The organism is uncultured Thiodictyon sp. (assembly GCF_903946935.1).
GTDB lineage: Bacteria > Pseudomonadota > Gammaproteobacteria > Chromatiales > Chromatiaceae > Thiodictyon.
Genome location: NZ_CAJAXH010000318.1, coordinates 1 through 20,969, shown reverse-complemented (window position 1 = coordinate 20,969; position 20,969 = coordinate 1). Strand labels below are relative to the sequence as shown.

At 64.2% G+C, this 20,969-nt stretch carries 18 protein-coding genes; 9 read left to right on the top strand and 9 right to left on the bottom strand.

Going from position 1 to position 20,969, the window contains the following annotated elements:
• Window positions 1–14 precede the first annotated feature (14 nt).
• The 4 genes from QZX93_RS27020 to QZX93_RS27005 all read right to left on the bottom strand — a co-directional run bounded on the left by QZX93_RS27020 (window position 15) and on the right by QZX93_RS27005 (window position 2,582).
• On the bottom strand, window positions 15–563 hold the full coding sequence (locus QZX93_RS27020; protein ID WP_295383977.1) for a PilX N-terminal domain-containing pilus assembly protein: 549 nt from the start codon (window positions 561–563) through the stop codon (window positions 15–17).
• Window positions 564–574: 11 nt separating this feature from the next.
• A complete protein-coding gene (locus QZX93_RS27015) occupies window positions 575–1,393 on the bottom strand; it encodes a PilW family protein (RefSeq protein ID WP_295395038.1) in 819 nt (272 codons plus the stop codon).
• 143 nt (window positions 1,394–1,536) lie between these two features.
• Window positions 1,537–2,070, bottom strand: coding sequence for a type IV pilus modification protein PilV (gene pilV / locus QZX93_RS27010; protein ID WP_295383975.1), 534 nt, complete (start codon window positions 2,068–2,070; stop codon window positions 1,537–1,539).
• Complete coding sequence (locus tag QZX93_RS27005) at window positions 2,061–2,582, bottom strand: GspH/FimT family pseudopilin (RefSeq protein ID WP_295383974.1); 522 nt, start codon at window positions 2,580–2,582, stop codon at window positions 2,061–2,063. The genes pilV and QZX93_RS27005 overlap by 10 nt, the downstream gene beginning before the upstream one ends.
• 538 nt (window positions 2,583–3,120) lie before the next feature.
• On the opposite strand from QZX93_RS27005, the gene QZX93_RS27000 reads away from it, so the two are divergent.
• The 7 genes from QZX93_RS27000 to QZX93_RS26970 all read left to right on the top strand — a co-directional run bounded on the left by QZX93_RS27000 (window position 3,121) and on the right by QZX93_RS26970 (window position 13,069).
• Window positions 3,121–3,705 carry a prepilin-type N-terminal cleavage/methylation domain-containing protein gene (locus QZX93_RS27000; protein WP_295383973.1) on the top strand — a complete coding sequence of 195 codons (585 nt, stop codon included), beginning with the start codon at window positions 3,121–3,123 and terminating at the stop codon, window positions 3,703–3,705.
• 6 nt (window positions 3,706–3,711) lie between these two features.
• A complete protein-coding gene (locus QZX93_RS26995) occupies window positions 3,712–4,983 on the top strand; it encodes a PilW family protein (protein ID WP_295383972.1) in 1,272 nt (423 codons plus the stop codon).
• Window positions 4,980–5,471, top strand: coding sequence for a pilus assembly PilX N-terminal domain-containing protein (locus tag QZX93_RS26990; RefSeq protein ID WP_295383971.1), 492 nt, complete (start codon window positions 4,980–4,982; stop codon window positions 5,469–5,471). Before QZX93_RS26995 ends, QZX93_RS26990 begins: the two co-directional genes overlap by 4 nt.
• A 25-nt stretch (window positions 5,472–5,496) precedes the next feature.
• The gene (locus QZX93_RS26985) at window positions 5,497–8,853 is read left to right on the top strand and encodes a PilC/PilY family type IV pilus protein (protein WP_295383970.1); all 3,357 of its coding nucleotides are present in this window, start codon (window positions 5,497–5,499) and stop codon (window positions 8,851–8,853) included.
• Window positions 8,850–9,407, top strand: coding sequence for a GspH/FimT family pseudopilin (locus QZX93_RS26980; protein WP_295383969.1), 558 nt, complete (start codon window positions 8,850–8,852; stop codon window positions 9,405–9,407). Before QZX93_RS26985 ends, QZX93_RS26980 begins: the two co-directional genes overlap by 4 nt.
• A gap of 201 nt (window positions 9,408–9,608) precedes the next feature.
• Window positions 9,609–12,191, top strand: coding sequence for a circularly permuted type 2 ATP-grasp protein (locus tag QZX93_RS26975; RefSeq protein WP_295383968.1), 2,583 nt, complete (start codon window positions 9,609–9,611; stop codon window positions 12,189–12,191).
• Entirely contained in the window at window positions 12,191–13,069 is an 879-nt protein-coding gene (locus QZX93_RS26970) for a transglutaminase family protein (RefSeq protein WP_295383994.1), read from the top strand. The genes QZX93_RS26975 and QZX93_RS26970 overlap by 1 nt, the downstream gene beginning before the upstream one ends.
• Window positions 13,070–13,079: 10 nt before the next feature.
• Here the strand turns inward: QZX93_RS26970 and QZX93_RS26965 are convergent, their stop codons facing one another.
• Together QZX93_RS26965 and QZX93_RS26960 are read right to left on the bottom strand one after the other, a co-directional pair.
• Entirely contained in the window at window positions 13,080–13,391 is a 312-nt protein-coding gene (locus QZX93_RS26965) for a BrnA antitoxin family protein (protein ID WP_295395036.1), read from the bottom strand.
• Window positions 13,378–13,650, bottom strand: coding sequence for a BrnT family toxin (locus tag QZX93_RS26960; RefSeq protein WP_295383966.1), 273 nt, complete (start codon window positions 13,648–13,650; stop codon window positions 13,378–13,380). The genes QZX93_RS26965 and QZX93_RS26960 overlap by 14 nt, the downstream gene beginning before the upstream one ends.
• 85 nt (window positions 13,651–13,735) lie before the next feature.
• Between QZX93_RS26960 and QZX93_RS26955 the strand changes: the two genes are divergently transcribed.
• Both QZX93_RS26955 and QZX93_RS26950 read left to right on the top strand, forming a co-directional pair.
• The gene (locus tag QZX93_RS26955) at window positions 13,736–15,025 is read left to right on the top strand and encodes a hypothetical protein (RefSeq protein WP_295383965.1); all 1,290 of its coding nucleotides are present in this window, start codon (window positions 13,736–13,738) and stop codon (window positions 15,023–15,025) included.
• A 177-nt stretch (window positions 15,026–15,202) separates the two neighbouring features.
• Entirely contained in the window at window positions 15,203–16,168 is a 966-nt protein-coding gene (locus QZX93_RS26950; protein WP_295383964.1) for a hypothetical protein, read from the top strand.
• A 217-nt stretch (window positions 16,169–16,385) separates the two neighbouring features.
• Here QZX93_RS26950 and QZX93_RS26945 read toward each other — a convergent pair whose 3' ends face one another.
• From QZX93_RS26945 to QZX93_RS26935, 3 genes are read right to left on the bottom strand one after another with little or no spacing between them, the layout of a single operon-like run.
• Window positions 16,386–18,482: a HAMP domain-containing sensor histidine kinase gene (locus QZX93_RS26945; RefSeq protein ID WP_295383963.1), complete on the bottom strand. Its 2,097-nt coding sequence runs from the start codon at window positions 18,480–18,482 to the stop codon at window positions 16,386–16,388.
• Window positions 18,479–19,195, bottom strand: a complete 717-nt coding sequence (locus QZX93_RS26940) for a response regulator transcription factor (protein ID WP_295383962.1) — start codon at window positions 19,193–19,195, stop codon at window positions 18,479–18,481. The genes QZX93_RS26945 and QZX93_RS26940 overlap by 4 nt, the downstream gene beginning before the upstream one ends.
• A gap of 40 nt (window positions 19,196–19,235) precedes the next feature.
• On the bottom strand, window positions 19,236–20,165 hold the full coding sequence (locus QZX93_RS26935) for an Rpn family recombination-promoting nuclease/putative transposase (RefSeq protein ID WP_295383961.1): 930 nt from the start codon (window positions 20,163–20,165) through the stop codon (window positions 19,236–19,238).
• Window positions 20,166–20,969 lie beyond the last annotated feature (804 nt).

Here is a 20,969-nt window from a genome sequence, read left to right as displayed (position 1 = left end):
CGCACGGCCGCGACTCAGCGCTCACCGGGGGTAAAAATTTCCTCCAACATCACCGTGGTCCCGGGCTTGCTGCCCTGGGCGCGCACGGTAATGCGATAGTGATAACCATCCGGCTTCGGCAGACATTCGATCAGATACCGCGGCTGGGCGTAGACCCCGGCGATGGCCGTGGCCTGCGTAATCCCACCGTAGGGAACGCTGGGCGCCGCGCTCATGATGTCGGTGGTCTGCCAGACCGGTGCGGCATAGCCGTCGCGGCTATAGCATAGACCATCGTCGGTCAGCACGGGTGTGCTTTTCCCGCAATCGGCCGAGAATCCGCTACAACCGGAGATGGCACGGCTCGCGCCGGGCACCGTATTCAAAAGGTCCCGTTCGGCATCGCGCAGGCCCATTTCCGCCGCCCGCAGGGCCAGGTCCCGATCGCGCGTGTTACCGGCCATCCGTTCTTCCAGGACGGCCAGGCGGGCGCCGATGACCGTGATGATGGTCAGCATGGCCAATAGGACCAGCATGGTGAGCAGGGCAATGCCGCGGTAGCGCCGTCGCGGGGAGTTCAGCATCGCGGTTGCACTCAGGGGATGGCCGAGATGCGGTTACGCAGGGTGAAGGTGCCGACAAAGGCGCGTCGCAGGCGCGTGTCGGTCGTCACCGTGGTAAAGCGCGCCGCCTCGTCAGCGGCAGTGCCCAAGGCCCCGGCACAATTGAAATGCGTTTGCCCGGACGGGGCACTGCCTGGGGTCTCTGACCGCACCAGGATGCACACGCGCACACTGACCACCTGACTCCAGTCGCTCACCCCATTGCCGGCATCATAACGATCGGCCGACTGATCGGTATTCGTATCGATCCCGTAGAGGATCTGCAAATCCTCGACATTTCTCAGCAGTGCCGCCCCGGCATCGGCGGCCGGGCAGTTGCCTGGGGGGAACCAAGGGGTAGAACCGCGAACCGCATCGCAGCGCAAGGCCGGCACTGGAGTGTACCGATCCTCTCCCCGATCCTCGCCAATAAAGAACGTCTGCTGGACAATCTCGCCCGCCGCAATGGTCTCGGCTTGGCAATCCTTGTCGCCGGAAATGCCATCGTATTGAATCGTGAACGCCGAGGGGCAGGCGGCACTCACACGCTTGATCGCGGTCCCGGCGAATGGAACCACCGCCGCTGCCTGGCTTGACGAGGTATTGGCATAGCCGGCTTGACGCAGGGCGCGTCCGATCACATCCAGGGCATAGCGGCCGGCATCCTGAATCTGTGCGGCGTCCTGCTCGGCGCGATAGGTCCGATTCCCTCCCAGGTAGACTGTCCCGACCGCGGCGATCAGTAACAGCCCGAGCGCGAGCGCGATCATGAGTTCGACCAGCGACAGGCCACGCGCTAAAAGCGGCGGCAAACGATCCGCACAGCCGAACCTACGGGGCGCGGCGGCACCCGTAGGGTCCGCTGCGCGGACCAACGACCGCGTGGCCACCTGGGTGGCCGAGATCACGATCGAAGCCGTGAGAGCGGCGCCGGGCGAGCGTACACTTATTGCATTCATGGTGCAAAACGAGTGATAAATTGCCTGGTGATGAATTGCCGGGCGGGGTCGACGTCCGCGGTGCGTTCGCTCCACGCCACGGTGACATCGAAGATCCGGTTGGAGCCGGGTGTATTGGTGACACAGGTAGGGGCGGGACCGATCGCACAACGCACTGTACCAGTGCCCGCGGGCAGCACAGCGGCGGTCGCTCGCAGCCATTGATAGTGGTCGGTCCGCGCCATGTCGGCCACGCTGCAACCGGAGCTCATGCACTGAGGATTGCTCGGGACGGTCGCGGTGAGATTGTCATAATAACCCGCGGCGACCCCGGCCAGATTCGCGGCAATCCGGTCGGCGATGTCGTAGGCCTGTTGCGAGGCGATGGTCCGATAGGCACTGGCGCGACTGTCGCTCAGGCTGCGCAACTGTAGCCCGGCAAGCCCCAAGACGCCGATGGCGAACAGCACGATGGTCACCAATATCTCAACCAGATCGAAGCCGTGCGGCCAGCGGGGCGGCGGCGCGGCGACCTCAATGATCATGGACATGTCGCCGCCCCGGGCTCGGTTCGGACGCGTCCTTGATTGGACAGGACGATGCTGCGACCCGCCGCCGGACCGCGCCGATCGCACAGACGGAAGGTATCGTTGAACCCCGCGCTGAAGCCGGTCGCGTGAAAGGTGACACGTTTTCTGGCCCCCGACCGCAGGGTCGTCCCACCGGGCAGCACCGGATAGACCATCAAGATCAGGTCGGCGGCGTCCACGCTGCCGGCGGTGCCAACGTCGATAAACACCAGCCATCCGTTGTCCCAGGCAAGACTGCCGGCACAGGTGGCATTGGTCGCCCGACTGCACACAGTGATAGGAACATTGCGCTTGACGGCCTCGCTCCTGGCATAGGTCAAGGCCAGGACAAACTCGTTGGCAACCGCCATCCGACGGCCATTCAGCGCCAGGGCCCGATAAGACGGCACGGCCACCGCCAGCAAGATGACGGCGATACTCACCGTGACCAGCAACTCGACCAGCGTCATACCCCTCGTCCCGTGCAGACTCATGTTCCGCCTCCCCACCCGGTCCCCGCTCGGCTGAGACGCAGCGTGTCCGTACCCGACGGCACCCCGCATACTCGACATGGTCCGCCGGCAAACGGGGGCCGGACTAGCCCAGCGGGCGGGGCCCGGTGGGCAATGGACCAACGGCCAAAAGTCTAGCACGCCGCGCGCGACGCAAACCGGACGCGGGGCGCGGCGATCGCCCAACCGACCCAGGCGGTTGCCCTCCAACCGCCCGTCGACACCGCCGCAGTCGGGCCAGCCGGCACCCGCGATTGCGAATTATCATTGCGCAACCAATTCACATGATAAATCGGTAAATTTTTTGTAAACGTCAGCTTGACCGGTTTGGCGAACCCGGCGATGTTCGCTTTATGGCGCACGGGACCGCTATCGTTAAGAAAGCAAAGGGGCGAGCAGCGTGAAGTTTCCCCCACATGGCACTAATCCCAATCTGACGCTAGACAGCAACGGCAACAAGACCCCCACCGACAAATGGTGATACCGCCTAAGCATCGCCAGCCGCGAACGAACGTACATCATGAAACCCCTACAGACATTTGTCGCCCGAAGCCACCACCGCGGTATGACGATGGTCGAGGTGCTGGTCACCGTCGTCATTCTCACCATGGGCCTGCTGCCACTGCTCCAATTGCAGACACGCGTCCAGCTCGCCGGGCTTGAGTCCTATCAACGCGCCCAGGCGCTGGTGCTGCTCGACGATATGGCCAGCCGCCTGGCCAGCAACCGTCGCGATGCCGCGTCCTATGCTACCACAACCGGCGAGGGCGCGACTTGCGCCACCAGCCCGACCACCCCCAAAGATATCGATATCAGTGAATGGTGCAACGCGCTGCAGGGGGCGGGTGAGACGACCGGCACCAGTAAGCTCGGCGCCATGGTCGGCGGGCGGGGCTGCATCGAGGGCATCGGCAACGACGAGTATCTCGTGACTGTCGCCTGGCAGGGCCTGACACCCATTGCCGCCCCCCCCGACAGCGTCGCCTGCGGCAAAGGCCTCTACAATGGGCTCATCGGTTCAAATGGGACGACGCGTTCACCCTGCGATAATGACCTGTGTCGGCGCACCGTCACGACCCTGGTTCGCTTCGCCACGCTGAATTGAGACACCGTGACCGAGCGGGCAAACCCAGTCAGTGCCCCACCGCCCCCCGCGGGATGGCGGCCGGGTTTCACCCTGATCGAGCTCATGATCGCGATCGCCATCGGCCTGGCGATGATGTTGGCGCTGCTGGCGCTCTTTGCCAGCAGCAGCCGCAGCAACAACGAAATCAGCAAGATGAACGGTCTGATCGAGAACGGCCGCTTCGCCATCCAGTTGCTGCAAAGCGACCTCGCCGTGGCCGGATTCTGGGGCACCTATTTGCCGCAGTTCAGCGACTTGAGTCCGACCAGCACCCCCCCCGATGATGTGCCCATGGGGGTCCCCGACCCTTGCGCGAATTACAATAACTGGGGCTCTTCCCCCAATACCGATTCCACCGTTAACCCACCCCGCGACTACAAACGTGAGATCATTGGCATCCCGGTCCAGGCTTACGGCTACCAAGCGACCCCGGCGGCTTGCACCAGTGTAGTGACTAACCAACTCGCCAATACAGATATATTGGTTGTACGTCATGCCGAGTCCTGCGTGCCGGGGACCGGAAACTGCGATCCCGACATGACCGGCAAACTGTATTTTCAGTCGAAATTATGTCCCACTCAACTTGGCAGTTATGTACTCAGCACGACTGGGGGGAGCACCGCGTTCGATCGGCAAGATGGTCACTGCAACAGCGCCTTACTCGCCGATAAGCGTAAATTCATCTCTCATATCTATTACGTCCGTACCTATGCCATAGAGGCCCCGACGACCGCCAAGCCCACCGGCGATGGCATCCCCACCTTGGTGCGCTCCGACTTCGATTGCCAGGTGGACGCGACGACAAATAGCTGCATCGCCAATACCCTGACCCATCAAGCGCCGATCCCGCTGATCGAGGGGATCGAGGGCTTCCGGGTGGAACTGGGCATCGACAATCTGAGCAAGACGGGGGGCGCAATCAACTATGGGGCGGCGGTCGACTGGCAGGGAACCCCCCCCAGTCCCAGCAACCGGGGCGATGGCATGCCCGACAGCTTCGTGCATTGCACCTCAGCCTGCACCGCCGATCAACTGATGAACGTCACCGCGGTCAAGCTCTATATTCTGGTGCGCGCGCGGGAACCCACTCCGGGATACAAAGACGGCAAGTTCTATCGTCTCGGCACCGCCAATACCCTGTGCGCGAAGTTGCTCCCGACCATGACAAGCTGCAACCTTGACCCCCGCTACAAGCGCCATGTCTTTTCCACCACCATCCGCCTGAACAACGTGTCTTTCAGACGGGAAACGCCATGAACCGCGACCCCGCAGGCAAACAACGCGGCGCCATACTGGTGGTCAGCCTGATCCTGCTCGCGGTGATCACACTGCTGACGGTTACCGCCCAGAACCTGAGCACGACCAACCTCAAGACCGTCGGCAACATGCAAACGCGCGATGAGGCCATCGCCGCCGCCAACCAGGCGATTGCGCGGGTGCTCAGTTCCTCTTTCACCTTGTCACCGAAGGAAAGAGCTTACGCTGTGGATATCGACCACGACGGGAACACGGATTACACCGTGACGGTCGCAGTGCCGACATGCCTTAGCGCCCTGCCGATCAAAAGCACGGCACCCAGCAGCGTGAATGTGGAGATAACCGCGACGACCGGGTGGAACACCACCTGGGACCTGGACGCCAGCATCAAGGCCACTGACAACGCCGGCGGCGCTGTGGTACGGGTACGTTGCGGTGTACGCGTATTGGTACTGCAAACCATCAAACCCGCGGCCTGTCCACAATAAGCCAGACAATGACCAGGAGTGTATCATGAAGACCAATGTCATACGCTATGTGTTGGCCACCTGCTTACTGCTTGCGACGTTACCCGCGACGGCCGAGGATATCGACCTGTTTCTGGCGGCGCCATCGAGTTCCAGCCAAGAGTATCCAAACGTCCTGATATTGATTGACAACACATCGAACTGGGCGGCCGCGGATCAAAAATGGCCGGACTACCCCACTCAGGGCGAGGCCGAGCTGGCCGCCTTGGCGACGGTCGTCAATTCTCTGGCGAGCAGCGATGTCGACGCACCTATTAACATCGGGGTCATGTTTCTGGCCGACCAGGCGGCTGGCGCTTATGTGATTTCAGCAATGAAGCCCATGACCGTCGCCAACCGAGCGGCATTGGTCGCAATACTCGATGACTTTAGAAATCACATCACGACACCGGCTTACAAGACCAGCTCCAACGCCGGCCTTGATACCATGATGTTCGAGGCGTTCAAGTATTTTGGCGGCTACACCTCGGTGACCCATGCCAATGACAATGTTGCAGGCGGAGTCGATAGCAAGACCGGCTTTGGGCCGCTGCGACGGACACCATTACAAGAGTTTAGCGATCCGGATACGTTCAGCGATGCGGATAAGACCCGCTACATCCCCGCCGCCGGTCCCGCGTCAAACACCTGTGGCGGGCAAAACTTCATCATTCTGGTCGGCAATGGCTGGTTAAAGAAGGAGTCAGATTCCCCGGGCCTGCTGAGGAACGTCGGCGAAGACCCGACAAAGCAGATTTACGGCTACGCCACGGATTCAGACTCGCGCGACACGGACGAATGGGCGAGATTTCTGTATCGGACCGATGTCAGCGAGGCACTCGGCCAACAGAATGTTGTGACCTATACTATGGATGTCTACAACAAAAAGCCCAGCGAAGAACTGAGACAGTTACTGTTGAGCGCGGCAATCGTTGGTGGGGGGAAATATTTCTTGGCGAAGAGTTCGGCGATGATCGTCTCCAATTTCCAGACGATTTTGTCTGAGATCCAGGCCGTCAACAGCGTATTCACATCGGTCAGCCTGCCGGTGAGCGTCAGCAACCAGGGGGCTTATCTCAACCAGGTGTATGTCGGCATGTTCCGCCCGGATGCCACCAAACTCCCGCGCTGGCCCGGCAACCTGAAACAATACAAACTGAAGATGATCGACAACGCCCTGAAATTGGTGGATGCCGATGAGGTCGTCGCGATCAACGCCAACACCGGGTTCATTACCGAATGCGCCCGCAGTTTCTGGACCCCGAATCAAGTGGACGACTATTGGAAGTTCAACCCCTTGGGCGCCTGCCTGGGCGTCGCCGCGGCCCCGAACGCGAACGCCGCAGCGTTGAAAGATTCCAACTTCCCCGATGGCAGCATAGTTGAGAAGGGGGCGCAGGGGTACCTGCTGCGGGCCTTGCCCGTGACGGCGACAGCGGTCCCGCGCCAGGTCTACACGTGCGCGAGCAGCTTGACGACCTGTAACACGAGCGGTTTGACCGCCTTCGCCACCACCAATACGGCGATCTCTCAGATCCTGCTCGACAGCACTAACAGCACACCCAAAAACACACTGATCGAGTGGGAGAGGGGGCGCAATAACAATAATGAGTTCCTGGTCGCCGTGCCCGACCCTGACATCGAGAACAATCGGATACGACCCTCAGTCCATGGCGACGTGTTGCACTCGCGCCCGGTGGCATTGAACTACGCCGACCCAACCGACCCAAATGCGACGCCGCAGATCGTAGTATTCTACGGCGGTAATGACGGAATATTGCGTGCAGTCAATGGCAACCGCGACACGAACTATGGCGCGACCGCCTTCACTGCCGGCCAGGAACTCTGGAGCTTTGTGCCGCCTGAGTTCTACACCTCGATCAAGAGGCTACGCGACAACAACGCCCCAATCGTTTTCAGTAATTTTGGCGGTGCTGCGTCCGGCAAGCCTTACGGCATCGACGGCACGATCACGGCCAATCCGGACTTGCCCCCGAGTTCGATCTTCGCCCCGATGCGACGTGGCGGCCGGGCGGTCTATGCCTTTGACGTCAGCAACCCGACGAACCCGAGCCTGAAGTGGAAAAGAGGCTGCACCAGTCAGACCGGGACAGCGAGCTGCGGCAACGACAGCAACGGCAATTTCACCGATATCGGTCAGACCTGGTCGGCACCCCATGTCATCAAGGCGGGGGGCTATCAGTCAACGGCGAGCCCACCCAAGCCCAAGCCCCTGCTCGTAATGGGCGGCGGCTATGACACCTGCGAGGATGGCGACCCATCCAGTTGCTACGATGCATCCACGACCAATGGCGATCATGTCTATGTGATGGATGCGGATACAGGTAAGTTACTGAAGACCTTCGACACCGCTCGCCCGGTGGTCAGCCAGGTGCTCGACGTCCCCTATCCCAGCACGGACCCAGATTACCCCAGCCTCGCCAAGTGGATCTACGTGTCTGACATGGGGGGCAACCTGTACCGCATCGCCGGGCCCGAGGTCTCAGGTACCACGGCCAATGAACCGCTCGGTAACGTGACTCCAGAGAACTGGACGATCAGAAAGATTGCCGCGCTCGGTTGCGACACCCCCGGCGACGTCTACTACGGGGGTTGCGGCTCCTATTGGAACTATCGGGCGATCCGTAAATTCATGTTTGCGCCGGATGTGGTTCTGGTCGGCAGCAACCCCGACACCTATGCACTCATGATTGGCTCCGGGGACCGGGAAAAACCGGTGAAGCCGTCGGCGCTCTGCCCGGATACCAACCCGCCGAGGGGCTGCACGCCCGCTGACCGCTACTCCTATGGCGTGCATAACTATTTCTTCAAGGTAATCGACAAGCCAACGGTGACTGACTGGTTGTCGTCGGAGAGGACGGACAATGGCCGATGCGGCTACAACGGCATCTGCCTGAACTCACTGTTGCCGATCACGACGACGGACACCCCCACCCAGGCCCAACTCGATAGCAAACCGAAGGGTTGGTATCTCGGCCTGAGCGCCCACGAACAGGTGGTCACCAGCTCGGTCACGGTATTCGGCACCACCACCTTCAGTACCCACATCCCAGTGGTCCCAGTCGCCGGCGCATGCACCGCAAACCTGGGCACCACCCTGGTCTATAATATCGACTATGTCACGGCGGCCAGTAACAATGGCACCGGCTCCCGCTTCGAGACCTTGACCGGGGGTGGCTTGCCGCCCTCGCCGGTGGCGGGACAGGTCCGGTTGGATGACGGCACGATCGTTCCCGTCCTGTTTGGTGGCGACCCGGATTCGCCCCTGCAGCCCCGGCAGCCCACCGCCCCCGCCGGCGCCGGCCAGGCCAAGGGCACGATTTACTGGTATATTCAACAATGATGGGGCAGATCGATCGTCGGAGCGGTGGCTTTACCCTGGTCGAGCTACTGCTCACCGTCACGGTCATGACGATCCTGGTGTTGCTTGCCGCCCCGTCGTTCAACGAGGCCACGCTGGGCAGCAAGCTCAGCGCCTATGCCAACCGGTTGGTGGCCAGCGCCTATCTGGCCCGAGGCGAGGCGATCAAGCGCAATGCCTTGATCACGCTCTGCGTCTCGACCGATGGAAGCACCTGCGCCACCGCGGGCGGATGGGAACAGGGGTGGATCGTCAGGTGCCCTTCAACCACCAGCACCAGCGTGACCTGTACGACGGGCGGGAGCTCTGCGATTATTTTTCAGTACCAACCGGCGCTGCCGGCCGGATTCAAGATCGGCACGGCCACGGCCAACCAGCGCAGCCTCGTCTTCTACCCCACCGGGGTCGATCCGCGGACCCAGGCCGTGCTAACAGTCTGCCGCAACGCGCCGCTCGGCAAGCAAGAGCGCCAGGTCCGCATCGGCGCGACCGGGGGGGCCTCCGTGAAGACAACGACGACTGGTACCTGCACCTAAATTTAGTGTGTCGGCTGACGGCGATGGAGGCAAGACCGGCTTTGGTCACCATTCTAACCACCGGGCCGTCATCGCGACCCGTCGCGGCCGGGGGGCCGCTCCGACGCGGGGCGCGGTGGCCGGCATGGGGACATTGCGTCTTGCCACCCCAGCCCCTGGCGTGTCTAATCGGACCTTGAGACACCCCGAGAGCCCGTGCCCATGTCTGTCCCCAACCTCGCCGCCGCCCTGGCCCGCCCCGGGCTGATTGACGATTACGTGCCGATTCCCGGCTGCTTCGACGAGATGCGGCCGGCGCAGGGGCAGGTGCGCCCGCAGTGGCGCTATGTGCTGGAGTCGCTGCGGACCCTGGGCCCCGCCGGTATCGCCGAGCGCGGACGCGAGGCGGCGCGGATGTTTCGCGACAACGGCGTCACCTACAACCTCAACGGCGACCCCCAGGGCATGTCTCGGCCCTGGGAACTGGACCTGCTGCCGCTGTTGATCCGCAGCGAGGAGTGGGCGGAGCTGGAGCGGGGCCTGATGCAGCGCGCGGAGCTGTTCAACCAGATCCTGCTCGACCTCTACGGCCCGCGCGAGCTGATCAACCGGGGGCTGCTGCCGGCCGAGCTGATCGACGGTTACCGCGAATATCTGTTTCCTTGTCACGGGCTGGAGGTGGCGCGCCGGCGCCCGCTGGTCAATTACGCGGCTGACCTCACCCGCATGCCGGACGGCGCCTGGCGCGTAATCAGCGACCGCACCCAGAGCCCGCTGGGGGCCGGCTATGCATTGGAGAACCGGGTGGTGCTCTCGCGCGTCATGCCGAGCCTGTTTCGCGACTCGCACGTCCATCGCCAGGCCGGCTTCTTCCGCGCCATGCGCCGCACCATGACCCGGCTCTCCCCGGGGCGCGACGGGCACGCCCGGGTGGTGGTCTTGAACCCCGGCCCGCAGAGCGAGGGCTATTTCGAGCACGCCTACCTGGCCAATTATCTGGGTTACACCCTGGTGCAGGGCGGGGACCTGTCGGTGCGCGACGGCGCCCTGTGGCTGCGGACCCTGGGCCGGCTGGAGCGCATCGACGCCATGTTGCGACGGATCGACGGGAGCGCCTGCGATCCGCTGGAGTTGAGCGAGGACTCCAATCTCGGGGTCCCTGGGCTGGTGGAGGCCGTGCGTGCCGGCAACCTGGTGGTGGCCAATGCGCTCGGCAGCGGGGTCCTGGAACACCCGGGGCTGATGGCCTTTCTGCCCGAGGCGTGCCGCCACCTGCTGGGCGAGGAGTTGTTGCTGCGCGACATCGCCACCTGGTGGTGCGGCGAGCCCAAGGCCCGCGCCTTTGTGCTCGAAAACCTCGACATCCTGGCGATCAAGCAGGCCGGCAAGCCCCCAGGCCAGCGCGGGGTCTTCCCGGCCAGCCTGGAGCCCCATGCGCGCGAGGCCCTGATTGCGTCCATCCAGGCCGCCCCGCACCGGTTCGTCGCCCAGGAGCGGATCAAGCCGTCCACCGCCCCGGTGCTGATCGGCCAGCGCCTGGAGCCGCGGCCGATCACGCTGCGCACCTTTTTGTGTGCGGAGGACGAGGGCTACACGGTGCTGCCCGGCGGTCTGGGGCGGGTGGCGCTCACCGACGATGCGCTCCTGGTAGGCAATCAGTTGGGCGGTCTGGGCAAGGATGCCTGGGTGCTCGCCTCCGAGCCGGAGCGCCAGGAGAGCCTGCTCGTGAGCGGCGAGAACCAGAGCCCGACCGTCATCCAGGAGAACGAGGTGTCGAGCCGGGTGGCGGACAACCTGTTCTGGATCGGCCGGTATGCGGAACGGGCCGAGGGACTGGTGCGACTGCTGCGCATGATCATCTTCAAGCTGTCGGAGCGGATCGATGTGGACACGGTCCCCCCAGCGCAGGTGTATCTGCGCTCATTGCTCGAGGCACTGACCCAACAGACCCAGTCCTTTCCCGGGTTTTTGGGCGAGGGGGCCGAGGAGCGTCTGCGCGACCCGCTGCCGGAGCTGCTGTCACTGATCGCCGACCCGCGCCGCCTGGGCGGGCTGCCACAGACCCTCCAGGCCCTGGGTAATGCCGCCTATTCGGTGCGCGAGCGCCTGTCGGTCGACACCTGGCGCATCGTCAGCGACATCGAGTCGCGGCTCGGCGCCCTCACCAGCAACCCGCCCACCCAACCCTCCCAGGCCTTGGACGAACTCGACCCACTGGTCACCTCGCTGGTCGCCTTCTCGGGGCTGACCCAGGAGAATATGACCCGCAATGAGGGCTGGCACTTCCTGGAGACCGGCCGTCGGCTGGAGCGCGGCGCGGCACTGACCGCCCTGCTGCGCTCCACCCTGACCCCGCTCGCCCCGGAACAGGACGAGACCACTCTGATCGAGGCCGTGCTCGGCGTGACCGACAGCATCATCACCTATCGGCGGCGCTATCATGTCGGCACCCGGGTCGGCGCCCTGCTGGACCTGGTGTTGCAGGACGAGGGCAATCCGCGGGCGCTGGCCTATCAGTTGGTCGCACTCGAGCGGCTGGTGACTGAGATGCCCAAGGGCGAACTGGCGGTGGGACGCAGTCTGACGCAAAAACTGGTGTTGAAAACACTCACCCGCGTGCGGCTGGCCGAACTCGATACACTGGTCCAGCCGGACCCGCAGTCGCACCGTCGGCTGGTCCTGGAGCAGTTCTTGGAGGAACTGGAGGCCGATCTGGCGGCCATCTCCGACGCCTTGACCGCCCAATATTTCCGTCACGAGGAGCAGCCGCACAGTCTGCTGCGGCGCATCGGGGTGGTCAAATGATAAGGCTCCGCGTCAGTCACCTGACCCGTTATGACTACACGGACGCGGTCTCGCTGTGTCACAGCATCGTCCACCTCAAGCCGCGCCAGTGTCCGCACCAACGCTGCCTGTCCAGTACCTTGCGGATCAGCCCCGGGCCCGCGGTCAACCGCGAGCACGAGGACTTTTTTAGCAATCGGGTCAATTATTTCTCCATCCAGCAGTCCCATAACGTACTGGAGGTCACCGCGGTGAGCGAGGTCGAGGTGAGTGCGCCGAGCCTGCCCGAAGCGGCGGAAACCCCCGCCTGGGAGGTGGCCCGCGACTGCCTGCACCAGCGACGCAAGCCGGCGATGAATGCGGCCTTGGTCTTTACCCTCGCCTCCCCGCTGGTCCCGCTCAATGTCGCCGCCCGTGAGTACGCGGCCCTGTCATTCACCCGCGGGCGGCCGATCCTGGAGGCGGCCGACGACTTCATGGCGCGGATCTTCCACGAGTTTGCCTACGACCCCCAGTTCAGCAGCATCAGTACGCCGGTGGCCGAGGTGATGGCCCATCGCCGCGGGGTCTGCCAGGACTTCGCCCACCTGGCCATCGCCGGGCTGCGCGGCCTGGGGCTCGCCGCCCGCTATGTCAGCGGCTACCTGGAAACCCTGCCGCCCCCCGGTCAGGTCAAGCTCCAAGGGTCGGACGCCTCCCACGCCTGGTTCTCGCTGCTGATCCCGGACTTAGGTTGGGTCGATTTCGACCCAACCAACAATCTCATCCCCGGGGAGCAGCACATCACCACCGCGGTGGGCCGCGACTACCAGGACGTCACCCCCATGCGCGGCATCTTCTACGGCGGCGGCGCCCATGATCTCACCGTCGCGGTGGATGTGAATCGAGTCCTGGAGTGATGGCGTATGTTCAGTTCCCCGCCGAAGTGCGGTGTGTCTTGAGCCAGTCGCGCAGCGCTGCATCGATGCGCGTCTGCCAGCCGGGACCGTCGGCGCGGAACGCAGACAAGACATCGGGGCTGAGCCGGATCGCCACTTGTTCCTTGGTCGGGCGCTTGTTGGGACCGCGTGCCCGCACCCGACCCACAGCGACACCGCCTTGCTTGAGTACCGCCCCATCCCAGTCGGCCGTCGTCGTGGATGGGCTGTCGGCGTCATGCTCAATATCGGCGTCCGTCATGGCGCGCACCCGCGGCCAGTCGGTGCAATCAACCAGGGGCATAGGTCCAGTAGAGGCGCTCTTCATGTTTTTCGGCCTTGCGAATGGAAACGATGTGGTCATGGTCGCCGCGGGGGGTATGGACTACGAACACGACGACACCCTTCCATAGGCCCAAAGTTTGCATCCGCATCTCGCCGTAAGCGTCGCGTCCATCCTCGCGGGTCACCGTGAAGCCCGCGAACACTACCTCGCTGCCGACGAAGTCAAACCCATGGCGCTGACGATTGATGACCCGCTTGGCTTCGTCATAGGTGATCATGGGCATACTGTAGATACGCATTAGGCAGCGGTCAAGTAAATTGTATTTGCCGGAACGGTTACCATACTCCCACTCAAGGCCCACTATGTCTCACCTTCGACCCTGTACCGCTTGGACCTTATTGCTTGCACTGTTGACTGGCACGGCCGGTACGCAAGCCGCCGAGACCAAACCGCTCGTCCTGGAGTCGCCACCGCCGGCCGCCGGCAGCAACCCCGACCTCTGGCAACGCACCCGCGAGGGCGCCGGGGCCTGGTGGCAGCGCTCGCGCGACCTAGCGGGACAGGCGATGCAGGATGCGCAGGGACTCATCGGGCCCCAGCCGCAGGGCTTCCCCCAGGTGTGGGAGGGCGTGGTCCCCAAACTGGAGGAAACCCTAGTGCTGGAGGAACGCCAGCCCGGGTTGCCCGACAGCACCTGGGTCGGTACCGACAAGGTCTCCAACCAGGCCGCCATCGACGCCCTGCTCGACGATGCGGTAACCATCCTCTCCACCTCACCGGTGCAGCGCTTTCGCGAACGCATCCGGACCGTCCAGGAGGCGATCGAGACCGCCCGCGCCGAGATCGCCGAATACCGCCAGCGGCGCGTCTCCGCCCCCGCCGAGTCCAGCATCAAGCGAACCGTCGCCGACTACGATCGCCTGATCGCCGAGCAGGAGGCCGAGATCAAACGGCTCACCGACCAACTCGGTGCGGTCAAGCGTGAATTCGCCGCGGCGGTGCGCCAATTGGGGGTGGAACTCTCAGACGAACAGGTGGAGTTCCTGCTCTCTACTGTCGTCGGCGACAATATGGTCGATCTCGGCATCCTGTTCGACAACGTCAAGGCGGTGACTGCCCAATTGGAGCACCTGGTCGCGCAGAGCGGCGAAGACCTCCAGAGCGCGCGGCGCTATTACGGCATGTATGTGGTCCTGCTGCGGGCACTGGAGCGGATGCACCAACAGATCGAAGGCGCCATCGGCGAACAATACATCCCCCAGATCAATGGCATCATCACCCGCGCCGAGCAACTCACCGGGGAGACGCGGGAACTGCAACGCAGCTCACCGGCCAAGCGCGACCTGTTGGCCGCCAACCTGGAGGCCCAACGCCTCACCATTGAGGCGGCGCAGGTCTATCGTCAATACCTCAACGACCAGAAGGCGCAGGTCAGCCGCGCCCGCGCCGACCTCGCGAAGGACATCGCCACCGCCTGGAACACCTATGAGACGGTACGCGTCTCCGGCGAATTGGTCGGGCTGGTGCGCTCCAGCCGGCAGTTGCTCGAAGGACTGATGAACCGCCAGGTTCCGGCGCTGCGGCCATTCGAGAACCTGGAGCTACGGCGCGAGTTCGAGAAACTCACCGAGCAACTGCGCCGGAGCAGCTGATTCTATACCAAGGTCCATGACCTCCGCGGCGCAAAAACGCCGCTCCTGTCCGAATCGCTGTGAATACGCACAGCCCCAGCGGCAGCGCCTATTCACCCTCTGTGCGCTGGCGTACCGATTCGCCGCCGCGACGCACAGGATACTGTGTCTCCCTTGACCTCCCGGAGACGCCTCCCCATGCCCCTGTCCCAAGTCGCGACTGTCGACCGGTTTGCCATTGAACGCACCTCGCCAGCGCTTGAGGTGGAACTCCTGGAAGCGCCACCCCAGGCGGTACAGACCAGCGCAGTATCCTGGGCCGCCATCCTGGCAGGGGCGGCAGCGGCAGCGGCGCTATCGCTGATTCTTTTGATCTTGGGAACCGGTCTAGGTCTGTCCTCCGTGTCACCCTGGCTACGCGAAGGGGTAAGTGCGACGACCTTCGGTGTCTCGACCATTCTGTGGGTGACCTTCACTCAAGTCGCGGCCGCCGGCATGGGTGGCTACCTCGCCGGCCGGCTGAGGACACGCTGGATTGCCGTCCAGGCGGACGAGGTCTTTTTCCGCGACACCGCACACGGCTTCCTGGCCTGGGCCATCGCGTCGCTGGCGACCGCCGCGCTGCTGACATCCGTGATCGCATCGATCATCGGCGCTGCCCCGCCTGTGCCCCGGGACCACGGCATGGCCAGTACGGCGACGGCGCCTGGGACCACGCCGGCGCGCGCCGACCGTGACGGTGGCGGCTACTTCATCGATTCACTGTTCAGAAGCGACGGCAATGGGGTGACACCCACCGCCTTCCCCGCTGGACGCGACGCCTTATCCGCCGCCGGCGCGGACCAAACCACGGCCGAAGTGACGCGGATCTTCGCCAATGTCATGCCGACAGCGACCTTGCCCGAGGAAGACCTTCGCTACGTTGGGCAGGTCGTTGCGCAACGGACGGGCCTGACTCAGGCGGACGCCGAGCAGCGGGTCACGCAGACGCTCCTGCGTTGGCAGATGCGCCAGAGTGCTGCGGCAATCGCGGCCAAAGCAGCGGCCGACACGGCGCGCAAGACGACCGCCTCGGCGTCGCTGTGGCTTTTCATCTCGCTGCTCAGCGGTGCCTTCGTTGCCAGCTTCGCGGCGACTTACGGCGGTCGGCAGCGCGATTGCTGACCAGCCCTCTGACGGCCTTGATCGTCATTCCGGCCGGGACGCCGGAATCCAGGCCAGGGAAGGCAACCGCTCGGCTGCCGCAGACTCGCAGATTACAGCGGACTGGCAGCAACGATGATCGAGGCCCCTCAGACCTACCCCACCCACAGAGACGATCATGCGCTCAATACTCCTGTTTTTTCTCGGCGTCCCGATTCCAATCATCATTCTGATCGCGCTATTCGTCAGGTAGTTCGACCCGAAACTCCGCCCCCGGCTCCCGGTTGACCACATCCACCCGTCCGCCCATGGCCAGCGTCAGGCGCTCGACCAAGGCAAGACCGATACCGGTGCCGGGGATGGCGCGCGCCCCGGCGTCCGCGCCACGGTAGAAGAGCTGGAAGACCCGGCGCCGCAACTCACGCGGCACCCCGGGGCCGAAGTCGCGCACGGCGATGCGCACCCAGCCGGCGCGCGGCTGCTCGCAGCGAATCTCGACCGTCTTCTCGGTGCCCTGGGCGGCGAACTTGAGCGCGTTGTCCACCAGGTTGATCAGGACCTGGACGAAGGCGTCCGGGTCCGCGCGCACCGTGCCGCCCGCCGCACACGCAACGACCAGACGGAAGCCGGCCCGCTCGACCTGGGACGCCACCCGCTCCTGTACCAGGGTCATCAACTGCGTCAGGTCCAATTCCTGGGGCGACACGGTCAATGCGTCCCGGCCGATCCGGGAGAGCGCCAGCACGTTGGCGATCAGGCGCGAGAGGCGCTCGCTCTCCTCCTGGATGTAGCGGTAATAGACCTGTCGGCGATCCTCCTCGGCAAAGCCGGCACGCAACATCTCGGCATAGAGTCGAATGGAGGTGAGCGGGGTCTTGAGCTCGTGGCTGACGGCGGAGACGAAGGCCTGCTGCTGGCGCACCAGGGCGATCTGCTTGAGGCCCAGCCGGTACATGAACCAGGTCCCGATCACCAAGACCAAGGCGAGCAGCCCGCCCACCCAGCCGATCACCAACGCCCCAGCAGGCACCGGCAACCGGCCGACGCTGAAGATCAGTTCCAGCCCACCGAAGGGTTCCCGCATCCGGGTGCGATAGAGCAGCGCGCCGGTCAGTTCGCGGGCGCTGGAAACATACTCCCGCCCCTGCGCGGCGCGGAAGGCGGTGAGTACCGCGTCGCGGAAGGCGACGATCAGGTCGGTGGTACGCGCGAGCGAGGTCGCCCGGAAGGGCTCGGCGAGGACGGCGGCGAGGAAGGGTCCCTGCTCGATCAGGAGCCCCTGGATGATCCGCCCCCCGCCTTGGCGCACCGCACGGAACAGCACGAAGTGACCGCTGCCGAGCAGGCCCAGCTCGCACGGCTGCACCGCGTTGGCGAACAGACCCAGCGGGGCACGGGCGCGCTCGTCCTTGGACCGGCTCACGCCCGCGACGGGTGTGGGAGCGGTCTTGGCCGGTGCCGGCGGCTCGGCACGGAGCGCCGCTGCGGGTGCCGGCGGCGCTGCCTTGGCCGGCGCGGCGCGCTTGGCCAGGGCCGAGTCCAGGGTCAGTTCATCGACCCGCCCGAGCCCCTGCACCGGGGCGTTTGGCGCGTGCTGGGTGTATTCGGCGTCTGACTCGGCAGCGGCACTAGCGGCTTGGCGCTGGGTACCCAACCGCTCGAATGCCTGCTGCGACAGTCGCTCCCGGGGTGCCTGCGCCTTGGCCGGCGCGGCGGCCATCGCCTTGGTGGCAGCCCCCGCGGCGCCCCGGTCGAGCGCGCCCTGCGCCTGTTCGGCCACCCGGTTAGTGGCCGGCGCGGGCAAGGGCTCGGCGGTGTCAGCGAGCGACCGACCGGGCGGTTCATCGCCACCCCGGCCCCGCTCCACCAGCCGATTACCAATCAGCACCCCTTCGATGCGCGCGGCCAGCGCCTGACGCTCGGCGAGTTCAGCGGGGGCCAAGCCAACGACGGCGGACCCCTCAGGCAGGAAGGGGCTGCTGAAGCGCCCGTCCTCCGCCACCTGGAACCAGCCGACCAACCCCGGGGGACCGGCGGTCACCGGCAGGGCCGCGAGCGGCGAGCGGCGGCCCTGCGGCGACGCCGGGTCGGCCACCAGGAAGGCATAGTCTGCCACCGGGCGGGCGTCCTCCACCCGCACCAGCTCGCTCAGGCGCTGGTCGACCCGCGCGGCCAGGTCCTCGGCGGCGACCTGCTGCACTCTGAAAGACTCCCACTTGAGTTGATCGTAGGCCCGGTCCACCAGGGCCGCACTGGGCAGGGCCAGGGCGACGAAAAAGCCCCCGAGCCACACCCGCAGGCGCGTGCGTGCCCGATCGGTGTCGTCGCGGCTCATCCCAAGACCGCGGCGGCCCCGACCAGCAGCCGGTAGCCAACCCCCCGCACCGTGACGAGCACCCGCGGGAGCGCCGGGTCCGGCTCGATCTTGCGACGCAGCTTGGCGATATGGATATCCACGGTGCGGGTTTCGATGCCGCAGCCCCGGGAATACCCCCAGACCCGGGTGAGCAGCTCGTCCCGAGGCACCGCGCGCCCGGGGTTGGCCGCCAGATATTTCAGGATCTCGACCTCCCGGCGAGTGAATGGGACCTCGTGAGTGCCGCGCCGCCCAACCAGGTTGGCGGCATCCAGGGTGAGGTCGCCGAGTTGCAGGGTCTCGGTCTCAACGGTCGCACCCTGACTGCGGCGCAGCACCGCCTGGACGCGCAGGACCAATTCAGTGACCGAGAACGGCTTGGCAACGTAGTCGTCCGCACCGAGCTTGAGCCCATGGATGATGTCCTCGTCCGCCCCCCGCGCGGTCAGCAGGATGATCGGCTGGGTACGATCCACCGCCCGCACCCGGTCGCAGATGGTGAATCCGTTCAGGCCCGGGAGCATCACATCCAGCAGGATGATGTCGAAGGTCCCCGAGAGTGCGAGCTTGAGCCCGGTCGGGCCGTCCGCCGCGCCCTGCACCTCGAATCCGTGGAAGACGAACAGGTCCGTGAGTCCGACCCGAATCGGCTCCTCGTCCTCGATCAGCAGCATGCGGGGGCGTTTGGTCATGGTACAGCGGTGATACCGCAAGCGGCCGTGATCACTCGGTTTACTCGTCGCCCGGCCGGTCTGCCAAAAGGCGTCTGAGCCGCTCGATCTCGGCCAGGGCCGCCGCTTCGCGTTGCAGCGCGGCGTCCTTTTCGGCCCGCTCCTGTTCCTGCGCCGCGCGCGCCTGCTCTGCCGCCGCGCGCGCCTGTTCTGCCGCTGCGCGGGCCTGTTCTGCCGCTGCGCGCGCCTGTTCTTCCGCCGCTTGCAACTCATCCATATGGCGTTGGATGCTGCGCTGCTGGCGCAGGTAGTTCTGGCGCGACTGGTAGGCGTGATACTCGCGCTCTTTCTCGGAGAAGCCCTTCAGGGTCGTCATGGCTTGTTGCATCTCCTCGGTTTGCATCCAGTTGGGCAGTTCACTCTCGTCGAGCCGCTCGCCCTCGGTGAAGAATCGTAGCCAGCGATTGAGTTCGGTATCGACCTCCGCGCCCGCGCCTTGCCCGGCGGCGAACTTGCCCAGCTCCAAGAGCCAGATACCGCCGTGATCGATCAGGCCGCGGCCCTGCTCATCGCGCATCCGCAAGCGATGGACATACTCAGGCACCGCGGGTCTCAGATTCTCGCCGAGCAACCAGATCGAATAGGTCGGCTTGAGCGCGCCGTAGTCCTGACCGCTCTGGAGTTGGGCGCTATAGAGATCCGCCCAGCCATAGAGGATACGCGCCGGCAGGTCAGGCACGACCAGCAACTGGATCTCGACCTGGTAGATCCGCCCCTGTTCGTCGCGCGCCTTCACATCCACAATGGACAGCTTGTCGTCGATGAACTCGCGTTCATTGAAGGGATTCAGAATCTCCACCTCGACCACCGGCGCGGGCAGATCGGTACCCAGCACAGCGTTCAGAAAGTGCAGCAACAGCCGACGGTTGTTCTCGGTCCCGAGCAGGGCCTTGAAGACGCAGTCGATCTTGGGGTCGATGGGGTGGCGCATGGCAATCACTTGTAGGTTGGGGTGAGCTTTGCCAAGCCCAACACGGTTTAGCGGTGGCCCACAATTCAAAGATGTTGGGGTTCGTTCCTCACCCCAACCTACGGGCTATTTTCTTACGCAGTTGAACAAGGGACTCACAAGGGAGCTCCCTAAATAACAGATGACCCCAGACTCTTTGTCTTCGAACCGATCAAATTCGTTGGAACCATCTGGGATTGGAAGTCGCCCGGTAAACACAAAACCGCTTTGAGCGGCGGCATTAGCGGTAGGGTGCGTAATTAATGGCGAAATTGCGATGCCTACGATTAAGCCAATAACGGCAGTGACGGATAGCGTTATCGATCGATGCGCGGCCTTCATTTTGGTAACCTCAAATTCCGATTGAATAACAATAAGCACTCGTAGCTTGCAAGTGACGCCTAAAGCGGGATAGACGGAACCTTCCTTCTTCTCTGCGCCCCCGCGCCTCTGCGTGAGATTCTTCAAGAGGTCTCACGCAGAGACGCAGAGACGCAGAGACGCAGAGGGGGACAGGGCCTACTTAGGGGGAGTCACGCTTGCCGTACCAGTCTAACCGCAAGGCCGCAGGGCGGACGTAAATTGCACGTAAAACCGTGTCCCTCGGTTTTACCAACGCCTGCCTAGGCCCATCGCCGCCTCCTCACTAGTACCGCAGGATGAAAGTGCTCGGACCATGTCAAGCTAGGCTGCCAACGGCTTGCCTTGGTAGGTCCAGCGGAATGGTTTGGCCATTGTCTTGTTGAAATAGTCGATGAAGTTTTTGATTTTCTGGCAAAGGTCGTC

Coding starts and splice junctions, on each gene's coding strand:
- QZX93_RS27020 (WP_295383977.1), bottom strand. CDS start 563: ATGCTGAACTCCCCGCGACGGCGCTACCGCGGCATTGCCCTGCTCACC.
- pilV (WP_295383975.1), bottom strand. CDS start 2,070: ATGTCCATGATCATTGAGGTCGCCGCGCCGCCGCCCCGCTGGCCGCAC.
- QZX93_RS27005 (WP_295383974.1), bottom strand. CDS start 2,582: ATGAGTCTGCACGGGACGAGGGGTATGACGCTGGTCGAGTTGCTGGTC.
- QZX93_RS27000 (WP_295383973.1), top strand. CDS start 3,121: ATGAAACCCCTACAGACATTTGTCGCCCGAAGCCACCACCGCGGTATG.
- QZX93_RS26990 (WP_295383971.1), top strand. CDS start 4,980: ATGAACCGCGACCCCGCAGGCAAACAACGCGGCGCCATACTGGTGGTC.
- QZX93_RS26985 (WP_295383970.1), top strand. CDS start 5,497: ATGAAGACCAATGTCATACGCTATGTGTTGGCCACCTGCTTACTGCTT.
- QZX93_RS26980 (WP_295383969.1), top strand. CDS start 8,850: ATGATGGGGCAGATCGATCGTCGGAGCGGTGGCTTTACCCTGGTCGAG.
- QZX93_RS26975 (WP_295383968.1), top strand. CDS start 9,609: ATGTCTGTCCCCAACCTCGCCGCCGCCCTGGCCCGCCCCGGGCTGATT.
- QZX93_RS26965 (WP_295395036.1), bottom strand. CDS start 13,391: ATGCCCCTGGTTGATTGCACCGACTGGCCGCGGGTGCGCGCCATGACG.
- QZX93_RS26960 (WP_295383966.1), bottom strand. CDS start 13,650: ATGATCACCTATGACGAAGCCAAGCGGGTCATCAATCGTCAGCGCCAT.
- QZX93_RS26955 (WP_295383965.1), top strand. CDS start 13,736: ATGTCTCACCTTCGACCCTGTACCGCTTGGACCTTATTGCTTGCACTG.
- QZX93_RS26950 (WP_295383964.1), top strand. CDS start 15,203: ATGCCCCTGTCCCAAGTCGCGACTGTCGACCGGTTTGCCATTGAACGC.
- QZX93_RS26945 (WP_295383963.1), bottom strand. CDS start 18,482: ATGAGCCGCGACGACACCGATCGGGCACGCACGCGCCTGCGGGTGTGG.
- QZX93_RS26940 (WP_295383962.1), bottom strand. CDS start 19,195: ATGACCAAACGCCCCCGCATGCTGCTGATCGAGGACGAGGAGCCGATT.
- QZX93_RS26935 (WP_295383961.1), bottom strand. CDS start 20,165: ATGCGCCACCCCATCGACCCCAAGATCGACTGCGTCTTCAAGGCCCTG.